A 25,593-nucleotide genomic window follows, 5' to 3' on the forward strand; every position below is an offset into this window, starting at 1 on the left:
CGGATCCAGGGCCCCTCAGACCCTAGGCGATGTGGTCTTCTTCCAGTTCCGCGTTGTAGCGGTTCGTGAAGCGGTTGACCATGCGCTTGGCCTCCTCCGGGGGGAGGCCGATGCTGAACTCCGCCTCGACGTTCTCGCTGAACTCACGGGGCGTCGGGTAGCTGCCGTTGATCGACTGCTTGAAGACCTGGTAGTACGCGTCCTCGTCCGGCTGGGGCGTGCCGCCGCCCTCGCCGAGCTCGCGGGTGCGGTTCGGGCCCACGGGGATGGGGAAGCTGCCGGTGTCCTCGGGGGAGGGCTGCGGGGGTCCCTGCGGGCCGGGCTGCTGGAAGCCCTGCGGGGGTCCCTGCGGGCCCGACTGCTGGAAGCCCTGCGGCGCCGTCTGCTCGAACTGCTCCGGGTGCTGCTCCTCGTACCAGTCGTCGTACGGCGGTTCCGGCTCGTACGACGGGTCGTAGCCGCCGTGGTAGTCGATCTGCCGTTGGGCCTGGAACCAGGGGCTCTGGTCGTCCGGCTCCTCGTATCCCGGCTGTCCGGCGATCTGGTTGCCCTCCAGCTGGGGGCGCTGCCCGCCGAGAGGGGCCGCCTGCTGCGGGACGGGAGCCGCTCCGGCCGCACGACTGCCCGCGGCCGCCTCCAGCCGCGGCGCCGGGGGTATCAGCGCCGGTTCTATGCCCGCCGCCGCCAGGCCCGCCGGAGCCGTCTCCGCCAGCGGGACGCCGTACCGCGCCAGCCTCAGCGGCATCAGCGACTCCACCGGGGCCTTACGACGCCATGCACGGCCGAAGCGGGAACGCAGGCGCGCCTGGTAGACGAGACGCTCCTGCTCCAGCTTGATCACCTGGTCGTACGACCGCAGCTCCCACAGCTTCATCCGCCGCCACAGCAGAAACGTCGGAACCGGCGAGAGCAGCCAGCGGGTCAGGCGGACGCCCTCCATGTGCTTGTCCGCCGTGATGTCCGCGATCCGGCCGATCGCATGCCGGGCCGCCTCCACCGCGACCACGAACAGCACCGGGATCACCGCGTGCATGCCCACGCCCAGCGGGTCCGGCCACGCCGCCGCGCCGTTGAACGCGATCGTCGCCAGCGTCAGCAGCCACGCCGTCTGACGCAGCAGGGGGAAGGGGATGCGGATCCAGGTCAGCAGCAGGTCCAGGGCCAGCAGCACACAGATGCCCGCATCGATACCGATGGGGAAGACATAACTGAAGTTGCCGAAGCCCTTCTTGAGGGCCAGCGCACGGACGGCCGCGTACGAGCCCGCGAAGCCGATCCCGGCGATGATGACAGCACCCGTGACCACCACGCCGATGAGAACCCGGTGCATCCGTGTCAACTGCAGTGGCGCGGCCACCTGTACTCCCCTCCCAGTGCCTGTTGTTGCGCGCAACAGGGTGGCACACGCGTGCGGTGAACGGGTGGCCGGTATGGGGAGACCCCCCATCCGCACCGGACAGAACCCCCGCAACCGCCCTGCGCGCGCTACGAGTTCCCTGCGGCAGCCGGCTCAGCTCTTCTGCGAGGCCGACGCCGACGGAGACCCGCCCTTCGCTGGGCTCGCCGACGCGGAGGACGACGGCGACGCCGACTTCGACGGCGAGGCGCTCTTCGACGCCCCCTGCGACGGAGACCCGCCCGCCGCCCTGCCACCGTCGTTGTTCGCCGCCGACACCGCGGACACCACCTCCTTGACGGCCTTCTCCGCCGCCTTGGTCAGGTCGTCCGCGTCCGGCGTCTTGTCGCCGGCCAGGCCCGCGCCGTTGTAGTCGACGGTGACCACGACGTTCTCCAAGCGCGCCACCACAGTCTGCTGCTTGAAGTCGCCTTCCTTCTTCTTCAGGTCGTACGTCACCGCCGTCGCCGCGTCGCCCGCCCCGGAAACCGGCACCGCCTTGGTGCTCTTCGCGCCGTCGACCGCCTTGGCGTCCTGCACCTGCTGGTCGTAGTACTGCTGCGCCAGCTTGTTCCCGTCGCCGCGCGTGGCATCCGACTCGAAGCGCAGCAGGGAGACGTTGAGCCAGCGGAACTGGGAGCCCTTGACGCCGTTGTTCTGCAGACTGCTCCACGAGCAGCTCGACCGCGTCTTCGCGTCGTCCGTCGAGCCCGCCTTGCCGGACTTGACACCCTTCGGGACCAGCTCGCCCAGGGTCTTCTGGGACAGCACCGAGCAGGGCTGGGGCAGCGTCGCGTACGCGGCGGGCCGCACCGCGTTGGCCGACGCGCTCTGCGAGGGCCGTGCGCTCGACTCCTGCGCCTGCGGCTTGGCATCGCCGCCCGAGCCCGAACCGGAGGAGCCCGAGGAACACCCGGCGGCGACGAGCACCGCGGGGACGGCGGCCGCGCAGACGAGGAAACGGCTCACGCGCGAACCCCGCCGGCCCGGCCGGCACTCGCCCCGCTCGCCCTGATCACTGTGATCGTGCTGCTTCCGGTGGTCTCGCTGTGCAGGTCGGTGCATGGTTCCTTCACTCATGACGCTTGTGACGCTCGTGGTCGTGCGGTCGGAACGGTTCCGAGGGGCCACGGTACGCGGTGGGGACGGATGCGCGGTGAGGTTCGGTTCCCTCGCCGGGGCCGGGCGAGGGGGTCCGTCAGCCCAGCGAGCCGGCCAGCTGTCCGGCCAGTTTCCTGGCCTTGTCCTGCATGTCCTTGCTGCTCGGGGTGGTCCCGGGGGCGGCCGGCTGCTCGTCGTACTCGATGGTCACGATGACGTTGGACGTGCGGAACACCACAGTCACGGTCCGCTGCTGGGCGGTGCTCAGCTCGTCGTCGATGAACGCCTCGTCGCCGAGGTCGTCGAGGGTGCGGGGCTGGAGATCGGCCGGGGTTCCGGTGACGGAGGGACTGCCGGAGGGACTGCCGGAGGGAGAGCCGGACGCCGATGCCGAGGGGTTGGGACCGCCGGCGGCCCCGGCGGCGGAAACGGCGGCGGAGGCGGAGGAGGACGGAGAAGCAGAGCCGGACCCGGAACCGGGACTCGGGCTCGCAGGGGGACCGGAACTCGAACCGGAACTCGAACTGGAACCGGCGCTGGGCTCCGGAAGGTTCGCGGCCTGCTCCTTGGTGGCGTAGACCTGGTGGGCGGCGTTGTCGTCGGAGACCGTGTTGTCGTACGACACCACCCGCTCGAAGTCCACGAACAGATGGTCCGTGGCGTCGGTCGACTCCGCCTTCCAACGGCAGCCGGAGCGGCGGTCGTTGTTGTAGGTGAGGGCGGCCTCGCCCTGGTACGCCTTGTCGCGCTGCTCCTGGTCCGCTATGCGCGTCAGGCCCGGCAGAAGCGCGTCGAGGGTGTCATGGCTCACGGCGCTGCAGGCGTCGGCAAGGGTGCGGTACTTGCCCGGCTGCGGGGCGGCGGCGCTCGTGGTGGAACCGGCCTTGGGGTCCGCGGCCCGGCCACCGCTGCCGGAACCGCCGGTGCAGGCGGCCAACAGGGCCGCGAGGAGCACGGCGGCGCCCGGTACGTACGCCTTCCGCTGCACGGTCAGACTCCTCTCGACGGTGTTCCGCGGGGTGGGGCCGCTGGTTATTCGGTTGCCGCACGGGGCGGCCCCCTGGAGACAATGTGTATCGCACGCACTGCCGTGGACGCCGGTCCGTTGTCCCTTACGTCGACCTTGGCGCCGGTTTTGCGCTTACAGACTTCTGTTGTGATTCCGGGGGATCGAGGACGATATGTCGTACGTAGAGGTGCCGGGGGCGAAGGTCCCGATCCGCATGTGGGTGGACCCGGCGACGGTCGAGGACGCCGCGATGCAGCAGCTGCGGAACGTGGCGACCCTGCCGTGGATCAAGGGCCTGGCGGTCATGCCGGACGTCCACTACGGCAAGGGGGCGACGGTCGGCTCGGTGATCGCGATGCGGGACGCGGTGTGTCCGGCGGCGGTCGGGGTCGACATCGGGTGCGGGATGTCCGCCGTGAAGACGTCACTGACGGCGAACGACCTGCCGGGGGATCTGTCACGCCTGCGCTCGAAGATCGAGCAGGCGATCCCGGTGGGGCGGGGGATGCATGCCGATCCCGTCGACCCGGGGCGACTGCACGGGTTCGCCACCTCGGGGTGGGAGGAGTTCTGGGGGCGGTTCGGCGGAGTCGCTGAAGCGGTCAAATTCCGTCAGGATCGGGCGGAAAAGCAGATGGGAACGCTCGGATCCGGCAACCATTTTGTGGAAATATGCACAGATACGGTGGGTTCGGTCTGGCTGATGCTCCACTCCGGCTCTCGCAACATCGGCAAGGAACTCGCCGAGCACCACATCGGTGTGGCGCAGAGCCTCCCGCACAACCAGGGCCTGGTCGACCGTGACCTCGCCGTCTTCGTCGCGGACACCCCGCAGATGGCGGCGTACCGCAACGACCTGTACTGGGCACAGGAGTATGCGAAGTACAACCGCACGCTGATGATGGCCCTCCTGAAGGACGTGATCCGCAAGGAGTTCAAGAAGGCGAAGCCGACTTTCGAGCCGGAGATCTCCTGCCACCACAACTACGTGGCGGAGGAGCGGTACGAGGGCATGGACCTGCTCGTGACCCGTAAGGGGGCCATCCGTGCGGGATCCGGCGAGTACGGGATCATCCCCGGTTCGATGGGTACGGGTTCGTACATCGTGAAGGGCCTCGGAAACGAGAAGTCGTTCAACTCGGCGTCGCACGGCGCCGGTCGGCGCATGAGCCGGAACGCCGCGAAGCGCCGCTTCACGGCGAAGGACCTTCAGGACCAGACACGGGGCGTGGAGTGCCGCAAGGACTCCGGCGTCGTGGACGAGATCCCGGGCGCGTACAAGCCCATCGAGAAGGTCATCGAGCAGCAGACCGACCTGGTGGAGGTCGTGGCCAAGCTGAAGCAGGTCGTCTGTGTGAAGGGCTGAGTGCCGGGACGGGCGCGGCGGTCGTCTGCCGCGCCCATGGCCCGTCCCTCAAACCGGCTGCCCGGATGTCACTTCGCGTGCCGGACCGCGTAGATCATCACGAACGCCACGATGTGGATGCCGAAGAGGAAGTACGCCAGGTAGTACCAGACGTAGCGTTCGCGCTTCTTCTCCAGGGAGAGGCGTCGCTGTTCGGCTGTGCGGTCCGCGTCGTCGGCCGGTGGGGTCGGGGCGGCCATCAAAGGTCCCGGTGGACCTTGGTGTTCGAGGCCTGGGCGCGGGGGCGGACCACCAGGAGGTCGACGTTGACGTGGCTGGGACGGGTGACCGCCCAGGTGATCGTGTCGGCGACGTCGTCCGCCGTCAGGGGCTCGGCGACGCCCTCGTAGACCTTCGCCGCCTTGTCCTGGTCGCCGCCGAAGCGGGTCAGCGCGAACTCGTCCGTCTTCACCATGCCGGGGGCGATCTCGATCACGCGGACCGGGGTGCCGACGATCTCCAGGCGCAGGGTCTCGGCGAGGACGTGCTCGGCGTGCTTGGCGGCGACGTAACCCGCGCCGCCCTCGTACGTGGCGTGGCCGGCGGTGGAGGAGACGACGACCACCGTGCCGTCGCCGCTCGCGGTCAGGGCGGGGAGCAGGGCCTGGGTGACGTTGAGGGTGCCGAGGACGTTCGTCTCGTACATCCGGCGCCAGTCCTCGGGGTCGCCGGTCGCGACCGGGTCGGCGCCGAGCGCGCCGCCCGCGTTGTTCACGAGGACGCCGATCGTCTTGAAAGCGGTGGCGAACTCGTCGACCGCCGCACGGTCGGTGACGTCGAGCGCGTACGCCGTCGCCGAGTGGCCGGCGCCCGTGAGTTCCTCCGCGAGCGCCTCGATACGGTCCTTGCGGCGGGCGGTGAGGACCACGCGGTAGCCCGCTTCGGCGAGTTGCCGGGCCGTCGCGGCGCCGATTCCGCTGCTCGCGCCCGTGACGACGGCGATACGGGAGGCGGCGGCGGGTGCTGCGGCGGTCATGGGCGACTCCTCGACGGTCGTTCGGCAGTTGCTCGTTCATGCGGGCGTGAGCGGCCTCCGCCCAGGATAGGTGGCGGGGGCACGCGCCCGGCGTGGTGCCCGAAAGGTGGTCAGTGGCCCCGCGGTGCCCACATGATCACGGCCATTCCGGCGAGGCAGATCAGCGCCCCGGTCACATCCCAGCGGTCCGGGCGGTAGCCGTCCGCCACCACGCCCCAGGCCAGTGAACCGGCCACGAAGACACCGCCGTACGCCGCCAGGACGCGGCCGAAGTGGGCATCCGGCTGGAATGTGGCGACGAAGCCGTAGATACCGAGGGCCATGACGCCCGCGCCGACCCACAGCCATCCGCGGTGTTCGCGCAATCCCTGCCAGACCAGCCAGGCGCCGCCGATCTCGAACAGCGCGGCGAGGAGGAACAGGGCGGCGGAGCGGAGGATCAGCATGCGGCCACCCTCGCATGCCGGCCGCTGCGGGACGGGCCTGGGCGAAGCCGGACGCCACGGCAGCCGGGCCGCAGGGGGACCGGCCTGCCCGCACCACGAACGGGAGCGACCTTGCCATGTCCTGATCGGGGTCGCCGTGGTCACGGCTGCAGTGCCGGCCGCCACCGCCGAGGCGCTCGCCCGTCGTACGGCGACGGTCGACGCGTGACCGCTCGCACGCCTCACCTGCCCGGCGGCGCCTGTCCCGCCGTCCGCGTGGCATACATGCGGTGATCGTCCGGGGGCCGACGCGGAGGAAGTGACGTATGCGGAAGCGGATCGCAGGTGTGCTGGGCGCGGCCCTGGCGGTGGGTGCCGCCGTGCCCGCCGTGGCGGTGGTGCCCAAGGTCGCCATCGCCTCTCACGGGTATGTGACCCTGACCGGTGGCCGGGCCGACGTACGGCTGACCCCGCGCAACGACGGGTGGGCCGCCGTCGCCCGGGCGACCGTACGGTTGCGCTTCTCGCGCGCCCTGGGCGGTCCGCAGCAGCTGCCGAAGGGCTGTGCGGCGGCCGACGCGAACACGGTGGTGTGCGGGACGGGACCGCTCGCGGCGGGCGGGACGGGCTGGGAGATCCGGCTGCGGGTGGGTCTTGCGGGGGCGCCGGCCGAGGTGCGGCTGCAGGTCGAGACCCTGCACAACGGCGACGCCGCCGACCGGGACTCCGTCGGGGACCGGCAGCAGGTGCTCGCGCTGGAGACGGGGGACGAGTACGCCTTCTAGGGGCGCTCATGGGGGGCTGTGCCGGACGTAGGCCGTGGGGGGCACCCCCACCGTCGCCGTGAAGTCCCTCACCAGGTGGGCCTGGTCCGCGTAGCCCAGGTCGGCTGCCAGGCCCGCCCAGTCCACCGCCCTCTCGGTCTCCGCGCGTTCCAGGGCCTCGTGGATGCGGTAGCGCAGGACGACCCACTTGGGGCCCACGCCCACGTACGCGGCGAACAGGCGCTGCATGAGCCGTACGGACATGCCCTCGGACCGGGCGAAGTCGGTGACGCGGCGGATGGTGCGGTCCGTGCGGATGCGGTCGACCAGGGCCATGGCGAGGTCGGCCCGGGGGTCGGGGCGGGGGGCGAGGCCGAGGAGGAAGGTGTCCAGGGCGGCCACGCGGGCGTCCTCGTCGTCGGGGGCGAGGACGGCGTGCGCGTCGGCTTCCGGGAGCGGGAGCCGCTTGCCCGTCCACTGTGACACCGGCCGGTCCGGGAAGAAGGGGCGGAAGCCGCCCGGGCGGAACTGGATGCCGCAGACCCGGCCCTTTCCCTCCAGTTTCTGGGTGAAGAGTTCCAGGCCGATGCCGGCGATCTCGGCGAAGGGCTCCCGGTCCTCGTACTGCTGGAAGACGATGTTCACGGACGGGTGCGGGACCACGTGTGAGGCGTACGGCCGGGTCAGGTCCCAGTCGATCAGCCAGTAGTGCTCCAGGTACGGCCGCAGGGGTGCGGCCGGTTCGCGGCGGCGGAAGTCCACGTGCGCGAAGAGCTCCGCTGCGTCGACGATTCCTCGGGTGTCACGGCGTGGGACGGCCATGTCCGGGATCGTACGAGCGGGCACTGACAGGGGCGGAATAGCGGGAAGGGCGGAACCGTTTGCGAGTATGGTTGAATCGTAAACAACTTGGAGGGTGTGAGCGATCATGCAGTTCGGGATCTTCAGCGTCGGTGATGTCACGCCGGACCCGACCACGGGCCGGACGCCGACCGAGCGCGAGCGGATCAAGGCCATGGTCGCCATCGCGCTGAAGGCCGAGGAGGTCGGCCTGGACGTCTTCGCGACGGGCGAGCACCACAACCCGCCGTTCGTGCCGTCGTCCCCGACCACGATGCTCGGCCACATAGCCGCGCGCACCGAGAAGCTGATCCTCTCCACGTCCACCACCCTCATCACCACCAACGACCCGGTGAAGATCGCCGAGGACTACGCGATGCTCCAGCACCTCGCGGACGGCCGGGTCGACCTGATGATGGGGCGCGGCAACACCGGCCCGGTGTATCCGTGGTTCGGGCAGGACATCCGGGAGGGCATCAACCTCGCCATCGAGAACTACGCCCTGCTGCGCCGGCTGTGGCGCGAGGACGTGGTGAACTGGGAGGGCAAGTTCCGCACGCCGCTGCAGGGCTTCACGTCCACGCCGCGCCCCATGGACGACGTGCCGCCGTTCGTCTGGCACGGCTCCATCCGCTCCCCGGAGATCGCCGAGCAGGCCGCCTTCTACGGCGACGGCTTCTTCCACAACAACATCTTCTGGCCCGCCGACCACACCAAGCGCATGGTCGAGTTCTACCGGGAGCGCTTCGCCCACTACGGGCACGGCACCCCCGAGCAGGCGATCGTCGGCCTGGGCGGGCAGGTGTTCATGCGGAAGAACTCCCAGGACGCGGTCCGCGAGTTCCGCCCCTACTTCGACAACGCGCCGGTGTACGGGCACGGGCCGTCCCTGGAGGACTTCACCGAGCAGACCCCGCTGACCGTCGGGTCGCCGCAGCAGGTGATCGAGAAGACGCTGGGCTTCCGCGAGTACGCCGGCGACTACCAGCGGCAGCTGTTCCTGATGGACCACGCGGGACTGCCGCTGAAGACCGTGCTGGAGCAGCTCGACATGCTCGGCGAGGAGGTCGTGCCGGTGCTGCGGAAGGAGTTCGCGAAGGACCGGCCGGCCGGGGTGCCGGACGCGCCGACGCACGCGTCGCTGCTGGCCGCCAAGGAGGCCAAGGAGGCCGGGGAGAGCGCGAAGGAGACCGCCGCGGAAGGGGTGAGCGCCGTATGAAAAAGCTGGTCGTCGTCTCGGCCGGGCTGAGCGTGCCGTCGTCGACGCGACTGCTCGCGGACCGGCTGGCCGCCGCGGTGGAGCACCGGGCGCCGGTGTCGGTGCGGGTCGTGGAGGTGCGGGACCTCGCCGTGGAGATCGCGCACAACTTCACCAACGGCTTTCCGGGCCCGGCCCTGGCCGCCGCGCTCGAGGCCGTGACCAAGGCGGACGGGCTGATCGTCGTCACACCGGTGTTCTCGGCGTCGTACAGCGGGCTGTTCAAGTCGTTCTTCGACGTGCTGGACAAGGACGCGATGGTGGGCAAGCCGGTCCTGATCGCCGCCACCGGCGGCTCGGCCCGCCACTCCCTGGTCCTGGACCATGCGCTGCGTCCGCTGTTCTCCTACCTGCGCGCGGTGGTCGCCCCGACGGGCGTCTACGCGGCGTCGGAGGACTGGGGCGCGGAGGGCCTGCCGGAGCGGGTCGAACGGGCGGCGGGGGAGCTGGCCGGGCTGATGGGGGCGGGGTCCCTCCGGGAGGAGCCGGACGGGGCGGTGACGGTCCCTGCCCCCTCCGCACCCGAGCCCGCCGAGTCCGTGGCGGGGTCTGCCGGTGCCGTGCCGGAGCCCGCGGGAGCCAAGAGCGCGGCCGGGGCGGCGGACGGCGACGGTGCGCCCGCCGGGGACGACCGTGGCGCGACCGTCTCGCACGGCTTCCGGGTGGTCCCGTTCGAGCAGCAGCTGGCCGCCCTGCGCGGCTAGGGTCTTTCGTTCGGGTCAGGCCGGACCATGCCGTGGGTGTGGGTGGGCCGCCGCCGTCGTGCCGTGCCGGCCCACCCTTCCGCATCGGCCCCTCTCCGGACCGGGGGGAGGATCCGGGACCGGCCGGCGGACCCCTCACCCGGCTCGCCCTGGGATGGCGGGCCGGGGGGCTCGGGGGTTCGGCGGGCCGGTGGCTCTGATCGCGCCGTCGGGCGGCGGGCCCCGCCGCCCGACGCCCGCGGCCGCTGCGCCGCGGCCCGCCTCGATGACTCTCCGCGTTCCCTCCCCGGAGGGTCACGCGGTGAAGTGACTCAGCCGACACAGTGGCCCGACCAGGTAAGTCACCGCAGCCGAGGCGGTGAGAGGCGGGTAAGAAGCCCCTTCCTCGCTCCACCACCCGCTGGTGCACCGCCGTGACCTTGGCAGACTGGGGGCGTGACCCAGACAGTGCTGCTCGCCGAGGACGACCGCGCCATCCGTCATGCCCTGGAACGCGCGCTGACGCTGGAGGGTTACCAGGTGACCGCCGTGGCCGACGGGGTGGAGGCCCTCGCCCAGGCCCACCGCAGCCGCCCCGACGTGCTCGTCCTCGATGTGATGATGCCCGGCATCGACGGCCTCCAGGTGTGCCGCGTGCTGCGTGCCGAGGGCGACCGCACGCCCATCCTGATGCTCACCGCACTGGTCGAGACGGCCGACCGCATCGCCGGCCTGGACGCGGGCGCCGACGACTACGTCGTCAAACCGTTCGACGTCGAGGAGGTCTTCGCCCGGCTCCGGGCCCTGCTGCGCCGCACCAACGGCGGCCCCTTCGAGGCCCCCAAGGAAGAGGACAAGACCCCCATCGGCCAGGTGTCCGTCGCCGGGCTGCGCATGGACGTGCAGGCGCGCCGGGCGTGGCGCGGCGAGCGCGAGCTGGAACTGACCCGCACCGAGTTCGACCTGCTCGAACTACTCGCACGCAACGCGGGCATCGTGCTCGACCACGCCACGATCTACGACCGCATCTGGGGTTACGACTTCGGCCCCGGGTCCAAGAACCTCGCCGTCTACGTGGGCTATCTGCGGCGCAAGCTCGACGAGCCGGGCGCACCGGCGCTCATCCACACGGTTCGCGGCGTGGGGTACGTACTGAGGGAGGACTAGGTGCCTCCACGCGGTTCCGGCGCCGACGCGGGCGTCGGATTCTGGATGCGCCTGTGGCATCGGCTGCCGCCCGGGCTGCGCGGCCGGCTGCGGCTGCGGGCCCGGCTGCGCAAGGTGTCCTCGCTGCGGACGACCTTCACGGTGTCGTTCGCGGCCGTCGCCGCCGGCGTCACCGTCCTCGTCGGCTTCCTGAGCTACGACGCCGCCGCCCGCCTGGTGCGCGTGGACCAGCAGACCGTGTTCACCCAGGTCGTCGCCGACCTGCGGGACCAGGTCAGCCAGAAGCAGCTGATGCCGGACGACTTCGCCATCTCCGACAAGGACCACGACACCCCGCGCGACGACATCATCCGCCCCGCCCGCACGGTCGTGCAGGTGCTCGGCCCCGGCGGCGCGGTCGTCGACCACTCCAACCCGCCGCTGCCCGTGGGCGCCGACGACCGCAGCATCGCCGCCAGTGCCAAGGCCGCCAAGCTGCTGGAGCACAAGAACGTCGACGTCGGCGGCGACGTCTACCGGGTCGCGACCGTCGCGCTCGGCCACGGCCGGGGCGGGGTGCAGGTCGCCCAGGAGCTCAGCTCCACCGAGGACCTGCTGCGCAGCCTCCAGCAGCGCACGGCCCTGCTGATGGGAGCGGTCGTGAGCGCGGCCGGCCTGTTCGGCTGGTGGCTGGCCCGGCGGATCACCCGGCGGCTGGTCGTCCTGGCCGGGGCCGCCGAGGACGTGGCGCGCACCCGGCGGCTCGGCATTCAGGTGCCGGTCACCGGGAACGACGAAGTGGGCCGTCTCGGCCGGTCCTTCGACCGCATGCTCGGGCGCCTCGCCCGGTCGGAGGAGGACCAGCGGCGCCTGGTGCAGGACGCGGGTCACGAGCTGCGCACGCCGCTCACCTCGCTGCGGACGAACATCTCCCTGCTGCGCCGGATAGACGAGCTGCCGCCCGCCGCCCGCGAGGAGCTGGTCGCCGACCTCGCGGAGGAGTCCCGCGAGCTGACCGACCTGGTGAACGAGCTGGTCGCGCTGGCGGCCGGGCAGTCGGACACCGAGCCGGTGCAACGGCTGACGCTGGCCGACGTCGCGGAGGACGCGGCGACGATCGCCCGGCGGCGTACGGGGCGTGAGATCGCCGTCCGGGCCAGTGGTGACACGACGGTCGACGGCCGTACCACCGCCTTGCAGCGAGCGGTGTCGAACCTGCTGGAGAACGCCGCGAAGTTCGACCGGGACGCCGAGGCGCCGATCGAGATCGTCGTGACCGGTCCCGAGCATCCGCTCCAGCTGGAGGACTCGGACGAGCCGGAGAGCGGGACGCCGCTGGGGATCGTACGGGTGGAGGTGCTGGACCGGGGGCCCGGGATCGAGGAGGCGGATCTCATGCGGATCTTCGACCGGTTCTACCGGGCCGCGGACGCGCGGAGTCTGCCGGGGTCGGGGCTGGGGTTGTCGATCGTGCGCGAGGTCGCCACCTCGCACGGGGGCGCGTCGTTCGCGTACCGGCGTGAGGGGGGCGGGGCGGTCATCGGGTTCACGGTGGGCGGAGGAGCCAGGGCCGGGGCCGGGGGCGACTGACCGGGGCACCTTCACCCGACGTGCACGCGTGGCCGGCGTGCGCGGTTCGGTTCCGCTTCGCGCAGGACCTCCCGGGTGACCGGGGCCACCTCGCCCTGGCCGAAGAGGAAGAAGCGCAGGAAGTTGGCGAACGGGTTGCCCTCGGTCCACTCGAAGTAGATGTGCGGGATGCAGCCGGTGCTCTCCCGGACGTGCAGCAGCAGGGCCGCGAGGGCGTTGGGGATCGAGGACGACTCCAGGGTGAGCACCCGGTAGCGGCCGTGCATGACCTCGCCGCGGACCGCCATGCTCGACTCGAACTCCGAGGGGTCGCCGACGGTCACCTCCACGAAGACGAAGTCCTCCTGGAGCGGGAGGTCGTTGTCGTTGCGGATCTGCTCGATCTTCCCCCGGTACTCGTCGTGGTCCCGGTTGCCGGGCTCGTTGGCGATGAAGCGGATACGGCGGCTGGCGATGTCCCTGACGAAACGTTCCGCCATGTCGTCGAGCGTCACGCTGGTCACGCGCAGCTCGAAGGAGCGGGCCAGCCGGGACAGCAGGGAGACGAGGATGATGCCGGCGATGAAGCAGGCGCCGATCTTCACACCGTCCGGCCGCTCGATGACGTTCATGACCGTCGTGTACAGGAACACCGTGGAGATCGCCGCGAAGAGGACCACCAGACGGCGCTGGCGGGCCTTGTGGGTGGCGATGGTCACCGCGATCGCCGCGGAGCTGATCAGCACCAGGACGCCGGTGGCGTAGGCGCCGCCCTGGGCGTCGACGTTGGCGTCGAAGATCCAGGTGACCAGGAAGGCGATCAGGGTGAAGACGATGACCATGGGGCGCACCGCGCGGGCCCAGTGCGGGGCCATGCCGTAGCGGGGCAGGTAGCGGGGCATCAGGTTGAGCAGCCCGGCCATGGCGGAGGCGCCCGCGAACCACAGGATCGCGATCGTCGAGATGTCGTAGACCGAGCCGAAGCCGCTCCCCAGGTACTCGTGCGCGAGGTAGGCCAGCGCGCGCCCGTTGGCGGGGCCGCCCAGTTTGAATTCGGGTGCCGGGATCAGCAGCGTCGTGATGAAGCTGGTGGTGATCAGGAAGACGCTCATGATGACCGCGGCCGTGGTCAGCAGCTTCTTGGTGTCCCGGATCCGGCCGGCGGGCCTGTCCTCGGTGTCGCCGGGGTCGCCCTGGACGTGGGGCATGACGGCGACACCGGTCTCGAAGCCGGACAGGCCGAGCGCCAGCTTCGGGAAGACGATCAGGGCCAGCCCGACCATGACGAACACGTTGCCGTGCTGCACGGTCAGAGCGGCGGTCCAGTCGGTCACCACGTGCTCGGCGGTCAGGACGTGCCACAGGCCCACCACCACGACGACGGCGTTCAGCGCCAGGTACACGCCGACCAGGGCGACCGCGACGCCGATGGCCTCCAGGAAGCCCTTGAGGAAGACGGCACCGAGCAGGGCGATCAGAAGCAGGGTGATCAGCATCTGGTGGCCGTGCAGGGCGCTGGTGAGGTGGGGGTTCTGGATCAGGTGGGTGGAGGCGTCGGCGGCGGAGAGGGTGATGGTGATCAGGAAGTCGGTGGCGGCGAAGCCGAGCAGGGTGAGGACGAAGAGCTTGCCCTGCCAGAAGGAGAGCAGGCGCTCCAGCATGGCGATGGAGCCTTCTCCGTGCGGGCTCTCCTCGGCGACGCGGCGGTAGACGGGCAGGGCGCCGGCCAGGGTGACGGCGACGAGGACGACGGTGGCGACGGGGGAGAGCAGGCCGGCGGCGAGGGCGGCGATACCGGGCTGGTAGCCGAGGGTGGAGAAGTAGTCGACGCCGGTCAGGCACATCACACGCCACCAGCGCTGGCCCTTGTGCGGGGGCTCGGGCTGGGCGTACGGACCCTGCGGGACGTCCGCCTTGCCCATGTCGGACAGCCCCTGCAGCATCCACGCCCGCAACCGGCTCGGACGAGCGTGCTCCGTGGCGGCCATCGGCGTGCTCCTGCCCTACGGCTCTACGAACGGCCCGGCCACCTACGGCACATCCACCCCATACGTGGCCATAGAGGATGCCGCGCTACCAGCGTAGGCAGAGGGAGGGGCGGGGGCCTGCGCACGGCGGCGGGCGGAGGGCGGCGCGGGTCGGCGGCAGGGACGCGAAGCGGAAAAAGGTAAGAAATAGCTCGTCGAGGTGACCCGATCCACCTGCTCTGATTACAACAGGTAACCGGTTCGGGGGCGTCGGCGTTAGTGCAATGCGGTGACATCCGGGTCGCCGCCGGATCGGTTACATGGAAGCCTCAAGAGTGCGCGCGCTGGGGGAGTCCGTCAGTGGGGGATCTGTCGAAGCACAGGAGACAAACGTGAAATCCTCACTTCGCACCCGCTCCGCCCGTGCGCTTGCCGCCGGTGCCCTCTCTGCTGCGCTGCTGGCGTCCGCGGCGGCCACCGCGTTCGCCGCCGACCCGGTCGCACCCAACCCGGTCGCACCCAACCCGGTCGCGCCCGACCCGGCGCACAGCGCGTCGGCGAAGCTGCCGGGCCTGGTGACGAAGCCGGACCAGACCAACCGCAAGCCGGCTGTGACCGCGGCCTCGATCACCATCCGCGCCAACAAGACCGACGTGAAGTCCGGCCAGTCGGTGACGCTCACGGGTCAGACCAAGGGCCTGAAGGCGGGCGACAGGCTCGACCTCCAGCGCTACGACGGCAGGAAGTGGACCACCGTGAAGACCGTCACGGTCAAGCGGGGCAGCAGCTACACCTATGCCGTGGTCACTCCCAAGCTGACCGGGATGGGCAAGGAGAAGCTTCGCGTGGTTCACGCGAAGACGATGTCGCCGACGGTGACCATCACCGTGAAGTGACGCCGTGAAAGCGGGGGCGTCCCGGACGGGGCGCCCCCGCTTCCACGTGCCTCCCCCTGGGCACGGGGGTGTGTCCGTCCCCTCTGGGCGCGGGGATGTGTGCGTCCCCCTGGGCGCGGGGATGTGTCCGCCCCCAGGGCGCGGGAGGCCGGGCGCACCCGTAGTTGAATCGGGCCATGATCTATCACGTCGTACCGCTCGCCGACTGGAACGCGGCTCCCGACCGCCCGTACGCCCCCGCCTCCCTCGCCGAGGACGGCTTCGTCCACTGCTCTCCCGACGAGGAGACGACGCTGGCCGTCGTCAACGCGTTCTACCGGGACACGCCGAGGCCGCTGCTGGCGCTGCTCCTCGACGAGAGCCGGCTCACCGCGCGGTGCGAGTGGGAGCGGGCGGTCCCCGCGCCGCCGCCGGGCGTGGCCGAGGGCACCCTGTTCCCCCATGTGTTCGGCCCGGTCGACCGCGACGCCGTCACGCGGATCCTGGAGGTCGAGTGGGACCAGGAGGGCCGGGCGGCCGGGTTGAAGGACGTGGACTGATCCGCGCGTCGATCAGCGCCTGCCGCTGGGCAGCGCGGCCCCGGCCCCGGCCCCGGCCCCGGCCCCGGGCCCGGGGCCGAGGCCGAGGCCGAGGGCCTGGGAGCGGGCCCGGGCATCAGGCGCCGTAAGAGCCCCGTCAAAGACGCGGGGACCGCCGTATGAGGGCCGTCAACGGACGACCGGATCCGGCCGGAGAGGAGTTCTCCTCTAAGCGTCCGTTTGCCGCACCTCATTCCAGGAGTTCGCGATGGCCGATGTGGCCTTCGTCGTCGTCACGCTCGCTGTCTTCGCGCTGGTGGCCCTCGTCGCCAAGGGGGTGACGAAGCTGTGACCGCCGAGGCCGCATCCGATTTCGAGATGGGCGTCGGCCTGGTCGTGGCCGTCGCCCTGCTGGGCTACCTCGTCCTCGCCCTGCTCTTCCCGGAGAGGTTCTGACGGTGACATCGACTGCCACCGCAGCGGGCGACATGGGCCCCGTCCTTGCCGGCTTCCTCCAACTGCTCTCGCTGATGGGCGCTCTGGCGCTCGCCCACGTTCCCCTTGGCACCTACATGGCGAGGGTCTTCTCCTCCGACAGGCACCTGCGCGTCGAGAGATGGATCTACCGGGGCATCGGCGCCGACCCCGACACGGAGATGCGCTGGCCCGCCTACCTGCGCGGTGTCCTCGCCTTCTCCACGGTCGGTGTCCTCTTCCTGTACCTGCTGCAGCGGATCCAGGGCGTGCTGCCGCTGTCGCTGGGCTTCAAGTCGATCGACCCGGCCCAGGCGTTCAACACGGCGGCGTCCTTCGTGACCAACACCGACTGGCAGTCGTACTACGGCGAGCAGGCCATGGGCCACGTCGTGCAGACCGCCGGGCTGGCCGTGCAGAACTTCGTGTCGGCCGCGGTGGGCATCGCGGTGGCCGTGGCGCTGGTGCGCGGCTTCGCCCGGTCCCGTACCGGTGAACTGGGCAACTTCTGGGCCGACCTGGTGCGCGGCACGATCCGCATCCTGCTGCCGGGCGCGGCGATCGCCGCCGTCGTGCTGGTGGCGTGCGGCGCGATCCAGAACTTCTCCGGCATCCACGAGGTCGGCCGATTTCTCCATGGGCACGGCATGGGCGGCTCGCAGCAGTGGAACGGCGGTGCGGTCGCCTCGCAGGAGGCCGTCAAGGAGTTGGGCACCAACGGCGGCGGCTACTTCAACGCCAACAGCGCCCACCCCTTCGAGAACCCGACCCCGTTCACCAACCTGTTCGAGATCTTCCTGCTGCTGGTGATCCCCTTCTCGCTGACCCGCACGTTCGGTGTGATGGTCGGCTCGGTCAAGCAGGGCTACGCGATCCTCGCGACGATGGCCACCATCTGGGTCGGCTTCGTCATCCTGATGATGTGGACGGAGTTCGCCCACCACGGCCCGGCCCTGCAACTCGCGGGCGGTGCGATGGAGGGCAAGGAGGTCCGCTTCGGGGTGGGCTCCTCGTCGATCTTCGCGGTGTCGACCACGCTGACCTCGACCGGCGCGGTGGACTCCTTCCACTCCTCCTTCACCGGACTCGGCGGCGGCATCGCCATGCTCGGCATGATGCTGGGCGAGATCGCGCCCGGAGGTACGGGCTCCGGCCTCTACGGCATCCTGGTCATGGCCGTGATCGCGGTGTTCATCGCGGGGCTCATGGTCGGCCGTACGCCCGAGTACCTGGGCAAGAAGATCGGCTCCCGTGAGATCAAGCTGGCCGCGATCTACATCCTGGTCACCCCGGCGCTGGTGCTGGTCCTCACCGCCGTCTCGATGGCGCTGCCGACCCCGCGGCACTCGATGCTCAACCCGGGCGCGCACGGGTTCTCCGAGGTGCTGTACGCCTTCACGTCCGCGTCGAACAACAACGGCTCGGCCTTCGCCGGCCTGAACGCGAACACGGACTGGTTCAACACCAGTACGGGGCTGGCGATGCTGCTCGGCCGCTTCCTGCCCGTCGTGTTCGTCCTCGCCCTGGCCGGCTCGCTCGGCGAGCAGAAGGCGGTCCCGGTCACCGCGGGCACCCTGCGCACCGAAAAGCCGCTGTTCGCCGGGCTTCTGGTGGGCGCGATCCTGATCATCACCGGTCTCACCTACTTCCCGGCCCTCGCGCTGGGTCCGCTCGCCGAAGGGCTGGCGTGATGACCGCCCGTACAGACAAGCAAGAGGACTCGATGTCCACAGCCACACCCACCGGGGCGCCGCACGGCGACGTCCCCACCGGGGCGCCGCACAGCGACGTGCCCACCGCGCACAAGCCCGCCGCGGGCCGTGTCGGCGCGGGCCTGTTCGACGCCGGGCAGCTGCTCACATCGCTGCCGGACGCCTTCCGCAAGCTCGACCCGTGGGTGATGGTCAAGTCGCCCGTGATGTTCGTGGTCCTCGTCGGCTCCGTCCTGACGACCGTGTTCTCGTTCAAGGACCCGGGGGACTGGTTCGGCTGGGCGATCAGCGCCTGGCTGTGGCTGACCGTCGTCTTCGCCAACCTGGCGGAGGCGGTCGCCGAGGGCCGCGGCAAGGCCCAGGCGGACACGCTGCGCAAGGCCAAGACGGACACCGTGGCCCGCCGTCTGGCCGGTGACGGCGAGGAGCGGGTGGCGGGCACCGCACTGCGCATCGGTGACCTGGTGGTGTGCGAGGCGGGCGACATCATCCCCGGCGACGGTGACGTCGTGGAAGGCGTCGCCTCCGTCGACGAGTCGGCCATCACCGGCGAGTCGGCACCCGTGATCCGCGAGTCCGGCGGCGACAGGTCCGCGGTGACCGGCGGAACGAAGGTCCTCTCCGACCGCATCGTCATCAAGATCACGACCAGGCCCGGTGAGACCTTCATCGACCGCATGATCAACCTGGTCGAGGGGGCGGCCCGGCAGAAGACCCCGAACGAGATCGCGCTGAACATCCTGCTGGCCTCGCTGACGATCGTCTTCCTGCTGGCCTGCGCCACGCTGCCGCCGTTCGCGGACTACGCGGGCACCCACCTGACGATGGTCGTGCTGGTGGCCCTGCTGGTCTGCCTCATCCCGACGACGATCGGGGCACTGCTGTCGGCGATCGGCATCGCGGGCATGGACCGCCTGGTCCAGCGCAACGTCCTGGCGATGTCGGGCCGTGCGGTCGAGGCCGCCGGTGACGTCTCGACGCTGCTGCTCGACAAGACCGGCACCATCACCTTCGGCAACCGTCAGGCGTCCGAGTTCGTGCCGGTCAGGGGTGCGACGGATGCCGAGGTGGCGGATGCCGCCCAGCTCTCCTCGCTGGCCGACGAGACGCCGGAGGGCCGCTCCGTCGTCGTCCTCGCCAAGGAGCGGTACGGGCTGCGCGAACGCCACCAGGGCGAGCTGGCCGGCGCCGAGTGGATCGCGTTCACCGCCCAGACCCGTATGTCGGGGGTGGACGTCGACGGCAGGGAGATCCGCAAGGGCGCGGCCGGTTCGGTCATCGCCTGGGTGGAGGAGCGGGGCGGCACCGTCGCCGAGGACGCGGGCGGGATCGCGGGCCGTATCTCGGAGGCGGGCGGCACCCCGCTGCTGGTCGCGGTCCAGGACGAACGGGGCGCCCGCGTCCTCGGTGTCATCCACCTCAAGGACGTCGTCAAGGACGGCATGCGGGAGCGGTTCGAGGAACTGCGCCGCATGGGCATCAAGACCGTCATGATCACCGGCGACAACCCGCTCACCGCGAAGGCGATCGCCGAGGAGGCGGGCGTCGACGACTTCCTCGCCGAGGCCACCCCCGAGGACAAGATGGCCCTGATCAAGCGGGAGCAGGCGGGCGGCAAACTGGTCGCGATGACCGGTGACGGCACCAACGACGCCCCCGCCCTCGCACAGGCGGACGTCGGCGTGGCCATGAACACCGGGACGTCGGCCGCGAAGGAGGCCGGCAACATGGTCGACCTCGACTCCGACCCGACCAAGCTCATCGAGATCGTCGAGATCGGCAAGCAACTCCTCATCACCCGGGGCGCGTTGACGACGTTCTCCATCGCCAACGACGTCGCGAAGTACTTCGCGATCATTCCGGCGCTGTTCGCGGCGGTGTACCCGGGCCTGGGCAGGCTCAACATCATGCACCTGTCCTCACCGGACTCCGCGATCCTGTCGGCGGTGATCTTCAACGCGCTGATCATCATCGCCCTGGTGCCGCTCGCCTTGAAGGGCGTGCGCTACCGGCCCATGAGCGCGGACAGGATGCTGCGCCGCAACCTCGGCATCTACGGCATCGGCGGCCTGATCGCCCCCTTCATCGGCATCAAGATCATCGACATGCTCATCTCCCTCATCCCCGGGCTGCACTGAACCGAAAGCGTGCTGATCGTCATGAACAACTCGGTCACGAACACCGCCCGGCTGCTCGGGGCGGCCCTGCGCGCCCTTCTCGCGCTGACCCTGGTGACGGGCGTCGTCTACCCGCTGGTGATCACCGGGATCGCCCAGGGGCTGTTCCCCGGCAAGGCGAACGGCTCCAAGATCGAGGCGGACGGCGGGGTCGTCGGCTCCTCCCTGATAGGGCAGTCGTACGACCTGCCGCTGAAGAAGGGACAGCAAAGTCCCGAGCCCGACCTGAAGTGGTTCCAGGGCCGCCCGGCGAACGGGCTCGGCACCAACAGCGTCAACACCCGGTACAAGCTGATCCTGTCCGGCGCCACCAACCTCGCGGCCGACAACGAGGTGCTCGTCCAGCAGGTGAAGGCGGCCCGTGCCGCGGTCATCAAGGACGACTCGGTGCCCGGCTACACGGTCAAGCCCTCCGACATCCCCGCCGACGCGGTGACCTCCTCCGGCTCGGGCCTGGACCCGGACATCTCCCCGCAGTACGCCGAACTCCAGGTCCACCGGGTCGCCCAGAGGAACGGCCTGTCCGTCGCCCAGGTGGAGAAGCTGGTCGAGGACCACACGCAGGGGCGCACCCTCGGTTTCATGGGGGAGCCCCGCGTGAACGTCCTGGAGCTCAACATGGCACTCAGGGAGCTTGTGGGCAGGCACTGACGGTGGCCCGGCCGGGCTCAGCGGGTCTCGTCCGCGCCCTCCGGAATGGTCACGAGGGTGGTTCCCAAGGCTGCGGGCGGTCATGTCGCCGCAGGCGGTGGTCGCGTCGGCCGGCCGGTCGGCACTGCCGGAGTGAGGCGGGAAAACAGGCGAACAGCAGGTGGGTGCCGTTAGGGCGGGACCCGAAAGTCCCGCCCGAAACACGCGAAAGTCGAGGTCAGGGCCACACCAGGCAATACGGCTGATGCCCTGCCTCATGCAGCCGATGCGAGAAGTCCTGCCACTCGTGCAGCAACTGGTACACGTTGAACGCGTCCCGCGGGCCGCCCCGGTCCGGCACCGTCGACCAGATGAAGGCCGCCGCGCCGACCTGTTCCTCGCCGATGCCGCGCAGTGGATCCACGACCGTCATGGGGAGTTTGACGACCGCGTAGTCGGGGTGCAGGACCACCAGTTCCAGCGGTGGGACCTTGTGCAGCGGGACGCCCTCGATGCCCGTGAGCACCATCGCCGCCATCGTCTCCGGCTTGATCTTGGTGAACATGCCGCCCATGCCGAGCTCGTCACCACCGAGCTCCTCGGGGCGCATCGAGATCGGGACACGGGCCGCCGTGGCGCCGTCCGGCGCGCCGAAGTACTTGTACGTCACCCCCACCCGACCACCATTCCCGCTTCCTGCCCCGAGCCGATCCCGCCTACGGTTCACATGGTCCATGCCATCCATACGCGTCAGTCGGTCGATTCGCTCAGGACCACCGGGACCGACAGGACCACCCTGTGAACCCTGCGTCTGACGTGTCTCGCTCGTTTCCTCCGCGTCGCGCCGGTGCCTTCCCCGCCGGGCACGCCGAGGACCGAGGTCATCGGTCCCTTCGCCCAGTCCGCCACCGCGATGCATATCTCCACCCGACTGCTTTTCTAGGACGCGTGGCCCCCGCCGCGCAACCCGATCATCGTGTCAGTGACCTCCCCCGCGGCCGCCCGCCGAAACGTGCGTTCAACCACCTGTCCGCAGGATCTTCGAGGCCTCTGACACCATGGCTAGTGTGAGCTATCCGTACGAAGCCCCAGTTTCGCAGACTCTTTTCGAGCGCGCGGCGGTCGTCACGCCCGGCGGCGTGAACTCTCCGGTGCGCGCCTTCCGCGCCGTGGGCGGTACGCCCCGGTTCATGGTGTCCGGTAATGGTCCGTATCTGACCGACGCCGATGGACGCGAATATGTCGATCTCGTGTGTTCCTGGGGGCCGATGATCCTCGGGCACTCCCACCCGGACGTGATCGCCGCGGTCCAGGATGCCGTCGCCCACGGTACCTCCTTCGGTACGCCCGGTGAGGGCGAGGTCGCTCTCGCCGAGGAGATCGTCGCCCGGGTCGCGCCCGTCGAGCAGGTCCGGCTCGTCTCCAGTGGCACCGAGGCCACCATGTCCGCCATCCGGCTCGCCCGCGGGTTCACCCAGCGGTCCAAGGTGATCAAGTTCGCCGGTTGTTACCACGGGCACGTCGATTCGCTGCTGGCCGCCGCGGGCAGTGGTGTGGCCACCTTCGCGCTGCCCGACACCCCCGGTGTCACCGGCGCCCAGGCCGGCGACACGATCGTCCTGCCCTACAACGACCTCGAGGCCGTCCGCGCCGCCTTCGCCGCGCACCCCGGCGAGATCGCCTGCGTGATCACCGAGGCGTCCCCGGGGAACATGGGCGTCGTCCCGCCGCTGCCCGGGTTCAACCAGGGGCTCAAGGACCTGTGCCGGGACAACGGCGCCCTCTACATCTCCGACGAGGTCATGACCGGGTTCCGCACCAGCAGGGCCGGCTGGTACGGCGTCGACGGGGTCGAGCCCGACCTGATGACCTTCGGCAAGGTCATGGGCGGCGGTTTCCCCGCCGCCGCGTTCGGTGGCCGCAAGGACGTCATGGCGCACCTCGCGCCGGCCGGGCCCGTCTACCAGGCCGGCACCCTCTCCGGGAACCCGGTGGCCACCGCCGCCGGCCTCGCGCAGTTGAAGCTGCTCGACGACGCCGCGTACGACAAGGTCGACGCCGTCTCGGCCGAGATCCGTACGCTCGTCACGGAGGCGCTGAGCAAGGAGGGCGTGGCGCACCAGCTGCAGAACGCCTCCAACATGTTCTCCGTGTTCTTCACCGACCGGCCGGTGCGCAACTACGAGGACGCCAAGGCGCAGGAGTCCTTCCGGTTCACCGCCTTCTTCCACTCCCTCCTCTCCCAGGGCGTCTACCTGCCGCCCTCCTCGTTCGAGTCCTGGTTCGTCTCCACCGCGCACGACGAGCGGGCCATCCAGCGGATCGCCGACGCCCTTCCGGCGGCGGCCCGGGCAGCAGCGGAGGCAACCGCGGCATGAGCGACATCACAGTCGTCCACCTGATGCGGCACGGCGAGGTCGCCAACCCGGACGGAATCCTCTACGGGAGACTGCCCGGCTACCACCTCTCCGAGCTCGGCCGGCAGATGGCCGAGCGGGTCGCCGAGCACCTGGCCTCGCGGGACATCACCCATGTCGTCTCCTCCCCGCTGGAGCGGGCGCAGGAGACGGCCACCCCGATTGCCAAGGCACACGGTCTCGATCTGGCCACCGACGAGCGGCTCATCGAGGCCGACAACGTGTTCCAGGGGAAGACCTTCGGCGTCGGGGACGGGGCGCTCAGGCGGCCCGAGAACTGGAAGCACCTGGTCAACCCGTTCAAGCCGTCCTGGGGCGAGCCGTATGTGGAGCAGGTCGTCCGGATGATGGCGGCGCTGAACGCCGCCAAGGACGCCGCGCGCGGGCACGAGGCCGTGTGTGTGAGCCACCAGTTGCCGATCTGGATCGTGCGCAGCTTCGTGGAGCGGCGGCGGCTGTGGCACGACCCGCGCAAGCGGCAGTGCACGCTCGCCTCCCTCACCACGTTCACGTACCAGGGCGACAAGATCGTGTCGGTGGGCTACACCGAGCCGGCCCGCGACCTGGTGCCGCCGCATCTGCGCGCGGGTGCCAAGCCGGCGAAGGGGAAGTCCGCTCCCGGGAACAGCAAGGCGTTCGGGGCCTGAAAGCCTGTGGGACCCAGGGTCTGACGGCGGAACACAGGGCCTGACGGCGGAAGAGGGGAAACGTTCCACGCCCTACGGTTGACGGCTCGGCGTACGCTTCGCCACAAGACGTATCCAGTCCTGGTATCAGGCAGTATCTTCGTAAAATCCGCTCCTGGTATGCGGTTTCAGCGGAACCTGCCTCTCCATCGCGCCCTCTCACTGTGCGACCACTGAGAGGGCGCTATGAGATGGGGACGGAATGCGGGACATCAGCCGACGGGGACTGATAGGACTCGGCGCGGGGGCGGCGGCCATGGGACTCGCCGCGTGCGGTACCCAGCATGACGGCGCGAGTCCCGCCCACGGTTCCGGCAAGGGGGGATCCGACGGTTCCGGCGGCCCCGGCAACAGCCCCACGGCCACCGCTCGTCCGCTGGGTGACGGTTCCACCGCCGACACCGGCAAGCAGCCGAACCAGCCGGACAAGCCGGTGCCGCTGGAGCCGGGCCAGACTCCTCCGCAGTTCGTGGTCTTCTCCTGGGACGGCGCCGGCGAGGTCGGCAACGGCCTCTTCCCGCGCTTCCTCGACCTCGCCAAGGAGCACGGCGCGCACATGACGTTCTTCCTCTCCGGGATCTACCTGCTGCCGGAGTCGAAGAAGCGCAAGTACCTGCCGCCGAACAACGCGCCGGGCGCCTCCGACATCGGCTACCTCAGCGACGACCACGTCAAGGCCACGCTGACCAACGTCCGCCGGGCCTGGCTCGAAGGCCACGAGATAGGCACCCACTTCAACGGCCACTTCTGTGGCGAAGCTCACGGCTCGGTCAAGTGGTGGACGCCCAAGCAGTGGCGCAGCGAGATCGACCAGGCCAAGGCCTTCGTCAAGGAGTGGAAGACCAACACCGGCTGGCACGACATGCCGCCCCTGCCCTTCGACTACGACAAGGAGCTGGTCGGCGGCCGTACGCCCTGTCTGCTGGGCCAGGACAACCTGCTGCCCACCGCCCGCGAACTGGGCTGGCGCTACGACGCCTCCTCGCCCGGCGGCAATCAGGTGTGGCCGACGAAGCGACACGGGCTCTGGGACTACCCGCTCCAGGCGATCCCGTTCCCGGGGCACAGCTTCCAGGTGCTGTCCATGGACTACAACATCATGGCCAACCAGTCGAAGAACTCGACCAAGGCGCCCGCGTACAACTACCCGGGCTGGCGCCAGCAGGCGGCACAGGCCTACATAGCCGGATTCAAGCGGGCGTATGAGACAAACCGGGCACCTTTCTTCATAGGCAACCACTTCGAGCACTGGAACGGCGGCATCTACATGGACGCCGTCGAAGAGGCGTTCAAGCACATCGCTCGGGAGAAGGAGAAGGGCGCCGACGTCCGCATCGTCTCCTTCCGGCAGTTCACGGACTGGATCGACGTGCAGCGGCCCGAGATCGTGGCCAAGCTGCGCACGCTCGGGGTCGGGCAGGCGCCGGCCGGCGGCTGGAAGGCGTTTCTCTCCGAAACCTCCGGTGCCGGCAAGAAGACCTCGGGCGGCACCTCGGGGACCCCATCGAACCCCGCCTGAAATGCGGGTTTCCGCCCACAAGGGG

At 70.2% G+C, this 25,593-nt stretch carries 25 protein-coding genes; 16 read left to right on the forward strand and 9 right to left on the reverse strand.

Translation table 11 applies throughout. The features are described from left to right. Window positions 1-22: 22 nt before the first annotated feature. The 3 genes from SY2F82_RS10090 to SY2F82_RS10100 form a co-directional block, all read right to left on the reverse strand. Window positions 23-1,330, reverse strand: coding sequence for a DUF2637 domain-containing protein (locus SY2F82_RS10090; RefSeq protein ID WP_200419393.1), 1,308 nt, complete (start codon window positions 1,328-1,330; stop codon window positions 23-25). A gap of 180 nt (window positions 1,331-1,510) precedes the next feature. Next, window positions 1,511-2,476, reverse strand: coding sequence for a DUF3558 family protein (locus SY2F82_RS10095; RefSeq protein ID WP_200418687.1), 966 nt, complete (start codon window positions 2,474-2,476; stop codon window positions 1,511-1,513). A gap of 118 nt (window positions 2,477-2,594) precedes the next feature. After that, window positions 2,595-3,485: a DUF3558 domain-containing protein gene (locus tag SY2F82_RS10100; RefSeq protein WP_200418688.1), complete on the reverse strand. Its 891-nt coding sequence runs from the start codon at window positions 3,483-3,485 to the stop codon at window positions 2,595-2,597. A 193-nt stretch (window positions 3,486-3,678) separates the two neighbouring features. On the opposite strand from SY2F82_RS10100, the gene SY2F82_RS10105 reads away from it, so the two are divergent. Further along, window positions 3,679-4,872: an RtcB family protein gene (locus tag SY2F82_RS10105; RefSeq protein ID WP_200418689.1), complete on the forward strand. Its 1,194-nt coding sequence runs from the start codon at window positions 3,679-3,681 to the stop codon at window positions 4,870-4,872. A 68-nt stretch (window positions 4,873-4,940) separates the two neighbouring features. On the opposite strand, the gene SY2F82_RS10110 is transcribed toward SY2F82_RS10105, so the two are convergent. The 3 genes from SY2F82_RS10110 to SY2F82_RS10120 all read right to left on the reverse strand — a co-directional run bounded on the left by SY2F82_RS10110 (window position 4,941) and on the right by SY2F82_RS10120 (window position 6,333). Further along, entirely contained in the window at window positions 4,941-5,111 is a 171-nt protein-coding gene (locus SY2F82_RS10110; RefSeq protein ID WP_200418690.1) for a hypothetical protein, read from the reverse strand. Next, window positions 5,111-5,887: an SDR family NAD(P)-dependent oxidoreductase gene (locus SY2F82_RS10115; protein WP_200418691.1), complete on the reverse strand. Its 777-nt coding sequence runs from the start codon at window positions 5,885-5,887 to the stop codon at window positions 5,111-5,113. Before SY2F82_RS10115 ends, SY2F82_RS10110 begins: the two co-directional genes overlap by 1 nt. Before the next feature lie 110 nt (window positions 5,888-5,997). Continuing rightward, the gene (locus SY2F82_RS10120) at window positions 5,998-6,333 is read right to left on the reverse strand and encodes a YnfA family protein (protein ID WP_200418692.1); all 336 of its coding nucleotides are present in this window, start codon (window positions 6,331-6,333) and stop codon (window positions 5,998-6,000) included. Between SY2F82_RS10120 and SY2F82_RS10125 the strand changes: the two genes are divergently transcribed. Both SY2F82_RS10125 and SY2F82_RS10130 read left to right on the forward strand, forming a co-directional pair. After that, the gene (locus SY2F82_RS10125; RefSeq protein WP_200418693.1) at window positions 6,332-6,541 is read left to right on the forward strand and encodes a hypothetical protein; all 210 of its coding nucleotides are present in this window, start codon (window positions 6,332-6,334) and stop codon (window positions 6,539-6,541) included. The genes SY2F82_RS10120 and SY2F82_RS10125 overlap by 2 nt on opposite strands. Window positions 6,542-6,638: 97 nt before the next feature. Continuing rightward, window positions 6,639-7,097 (forward strand): hypothetical protein, encoded by a 459-nt coding sequence (locus tag SY2F82_RS10130; RefSeq protein ID WP_200418694.1) that lies wholly within the window; start codon window positions 6,639-6,641, stop codon window positions 7,095-7,097. A gap of 6 nt (window positions 7,098-7,103) precedes the next feature. Here the strand turns inward: SY2F82_RS10130 and SY2F82_RS10135 are convergent, their stop codons facing one another. After that, complete coding sequence (locus SY2F82_RS10135) at window positions 7,104-7,898, reverse strand: DUF6597 domain-containing transcriptional factor (protein WP_200418695.1); 795 nt, start codon at window positions 7,896-7,898, stop codon at window positions 7,104-7,106. Between the two features lie 106 nt (window positions 7,899-8,004). On the opposite strand from SY2F82_RS10135, the gene SY2F82_RS10140 reads away from it, so the two are divergent. From SY2F82_RS10140 to SY2F82_RS10155, 4 genes are all read left to right on the forward strand, one after another. Further along, window positions 8,005-9,135, forward strand: a complete 1,131-nt coding sequence (locus tag SY2F82_RS10140; protein ID WP_200418696.1) for an LLM class flavin-dependent oxidoreductase — start codon at window positions 8,005-8,007, stop codon at window positions 9,133-9,135. Then, complete coding sequence (locus tag SY2F82_RS10145; RefSeq protein ID WP_200418697.1) at window positions 9,132-9,878, forward strand: FMN reductase; 747 nt, start codon at window positions 9,132-9,134, stop codon at window positions 9,876-9,878. Before SY2F82_RS10140 ends, SY2F82_RS10145 begins: the two co-directional genes overlap by 4 nt. A 435-nt stretch (window positions 9,879-10,313) precedes the next feature. Further along, window positions 10,314-11,024 carry a response regulator transcription factor gene (locus tag SY2F82_RS10150; RefSeq protein ID WP_200418698.1) on the forward strand — a complete coding sequence of 237 codons (711 nt, stop codon included), beginning with the start codon at window positions 10,314-10,316 and terminating at the stop codon, window positions 11,022-11,024. 45 nt (window positions 11,025-11,069) lie between these two features. Continuing rightward, window positions 11,070-12,593: a HAMP domain-containing sensor histidine kinase gene (locus tag SY2F82_RS10155; RefSeq protein ID WP_200419394.1), complete on the forward strand. Its 1,524-nt coding sequence runs from the start codon at window positions 11,070-11,072 to the stop codon at window positions 12,591-12,593. A gap of 11 nt (window positions 12,594-12,604) precedes the next feature. Here SY2F82_RS10155 and SY2F82_RS10160 read toward each other — a convergent pair whose 3' ends face one another. Next, window positions 12,605-14,560 carry an APC family permease gene (locus SY2F82_RS10160; protein WP_200418699.1) on the reverse strand — a complete coding sequence of 652 codons (1,956 nt, stop codon included), beginning with the start codon at window positions 14,558-14,560 and terminating at the stop codon, window positions 12,605-12,607. Between the two features lie 371 nt (window positions 14,561-14,931). On the opposite strand from SY2F82_RS10160, the gene SY2F82_RS10165 reads away from it, so the two are divergent. From SY2F82_RS10165 to SY2F82_RS10190, 6 genes are all read left to right on the forward strand, one after another. Then, entirely contained in the window at window positions 14,932-15,435 is a 504-nt protein-coding gene (locus SY2F82_RS10165; RefSeq protein WP_200418700.1) for a hypothetical protein, read from the forward strand. Between the two features lie 176 nt (window positions 15,436-15,611). Beyond that, window positions 15,612-15,974, forward strand: a complete 363-nt coding sequence (locus SY2F82_RS10170) for a DUF952 domain-containing protein (RefSeq protein WP_200418701.1) — start codon at window positions 15,612-15,614, stop codon at window positions 15,972-15,974. Between the two features lie 357 nt (window positions 15,975-16,331). Next, on the forward strand, window positions 16,332-16,409 hold the full coding sequence (gene kdpF / locus SY2F82_RS10175; protein ID WP_374707157.1) for a K(+)-transporting ATPase subunit F: 78 nt from the start codon (window positions 16,332-16,334) through the stop codon (window positions 16,407-16,409). Window positions 16,410-16,441: 32 nt separating this feature from the next. After that, entirely contained in the window at window positions 16,442-18,118 is a 1,677-nt protein-coding gene (gene kdpA / locus SY2F82_RS10180; protein WP_200419395.1) for a potassium-transporting ATPase subunit KdpA, read from the forward strand. Window positions 18,119-18,150: 32 nt separating this feature from the next. Then, complete coding sequence (kdpB, locus tag SY2F82_RS10185) at window positions 18,151-20,277, forward strand: potassium-transporting ATPase subunit KdpB (protein WP_200419396.1); 2,127 nt, start codon at window positions 18,151-18,153, stop codon at window positions 20,275-20,277. 21 nt (window positions 20,278-20,298) lie between these two features. Further along, complete coding sequence (locus tag SY2F82_RS10190) at window positions 20,299-20,967, forward strand: potassium-transporting ATPase subunit C (protein ID WP_200418703.1); 669 nt, start codon at window positions 20,299-20,301, stop codon at window positions 20,965-20,967. A gap of 217 nt (window positions 20,968-21,184) precedes the next feature. Here SY2F82_RS10190 and SY2F82_RS10195 read toward each other — a convergent pair whose 3' ends face one another. Then, window positions 21,185-21,865, reverse strand: coding sequence for a hypothetical protein (locus SY2F82_RS10195; RefSeq protein WP_200418704.1), 681 nt, complete (start codon window positions 21,863-21,865; stop codon window positions 21,185-21,187). Window positions 21,866-22,004: 139 nt separating this feature from the next. On the opposite strand from SY2F82_RS10195, the gene hemL reads away from it, so the two are divergent. The 3 genes from hemL to SY2F82_RS10210 all read left to right on the forward strand — a co-directional run bounded on the left by hemL (window position 22,005) and on the right by SY2F82_RS10210 (window position 25,568). Continuing rightward, a complete protein-coding gene (hemL, locus tag SY2F82_RS10200) occupies window positions 22,005-23,324 on the forward strand; it encodes a glutamate-1-semialdehyde 2,1-aminomutase (RefSeq protein WP_200418705.1) in 1,320 nt (439 codons plus the stop codon). After that, entirely contained in the window at window positions 23,321-24,010 is a 690-nt protein-coding gene (locus tag SY2F82_RS10205; RefSeq protein WP_200418706.1) for a histidine phosphatase family protein, read from the forward strand. The genes hemL and SY2F82_RS10205 overlap by 4 nt, the downstream gene beginning before the upstream one ends. A gap of 241 nt (window positions 24,011-24,251) precedes the next feature. Continuing rightward, the gene (locus SY2F82_RS10210) at window positions 24,252-25,568 is read left to right on the forward strand and encodes a hypothetical protein (RefSeq protein WP_200418707.1); all 1,317 of its coding nucleotides are present in this window, start codon (window positions 24,252-24,254) and stop codon (window positions 25,566-25,568) included. Window positions 25,569-25,593: the final 25 nt, after the last annotated feature.

Source organism: Streptomyces sp. Y2F8-2 (assembly GCF_014905555.1).
In the GTDB taxonomy this organism is placed as follows: domain Bacteria; phylum Actinomycetota; class Actinomycetes; order Streptomycetales; family Streptomycetaceae; genus Streptomyces; species Streptomyces cynarae.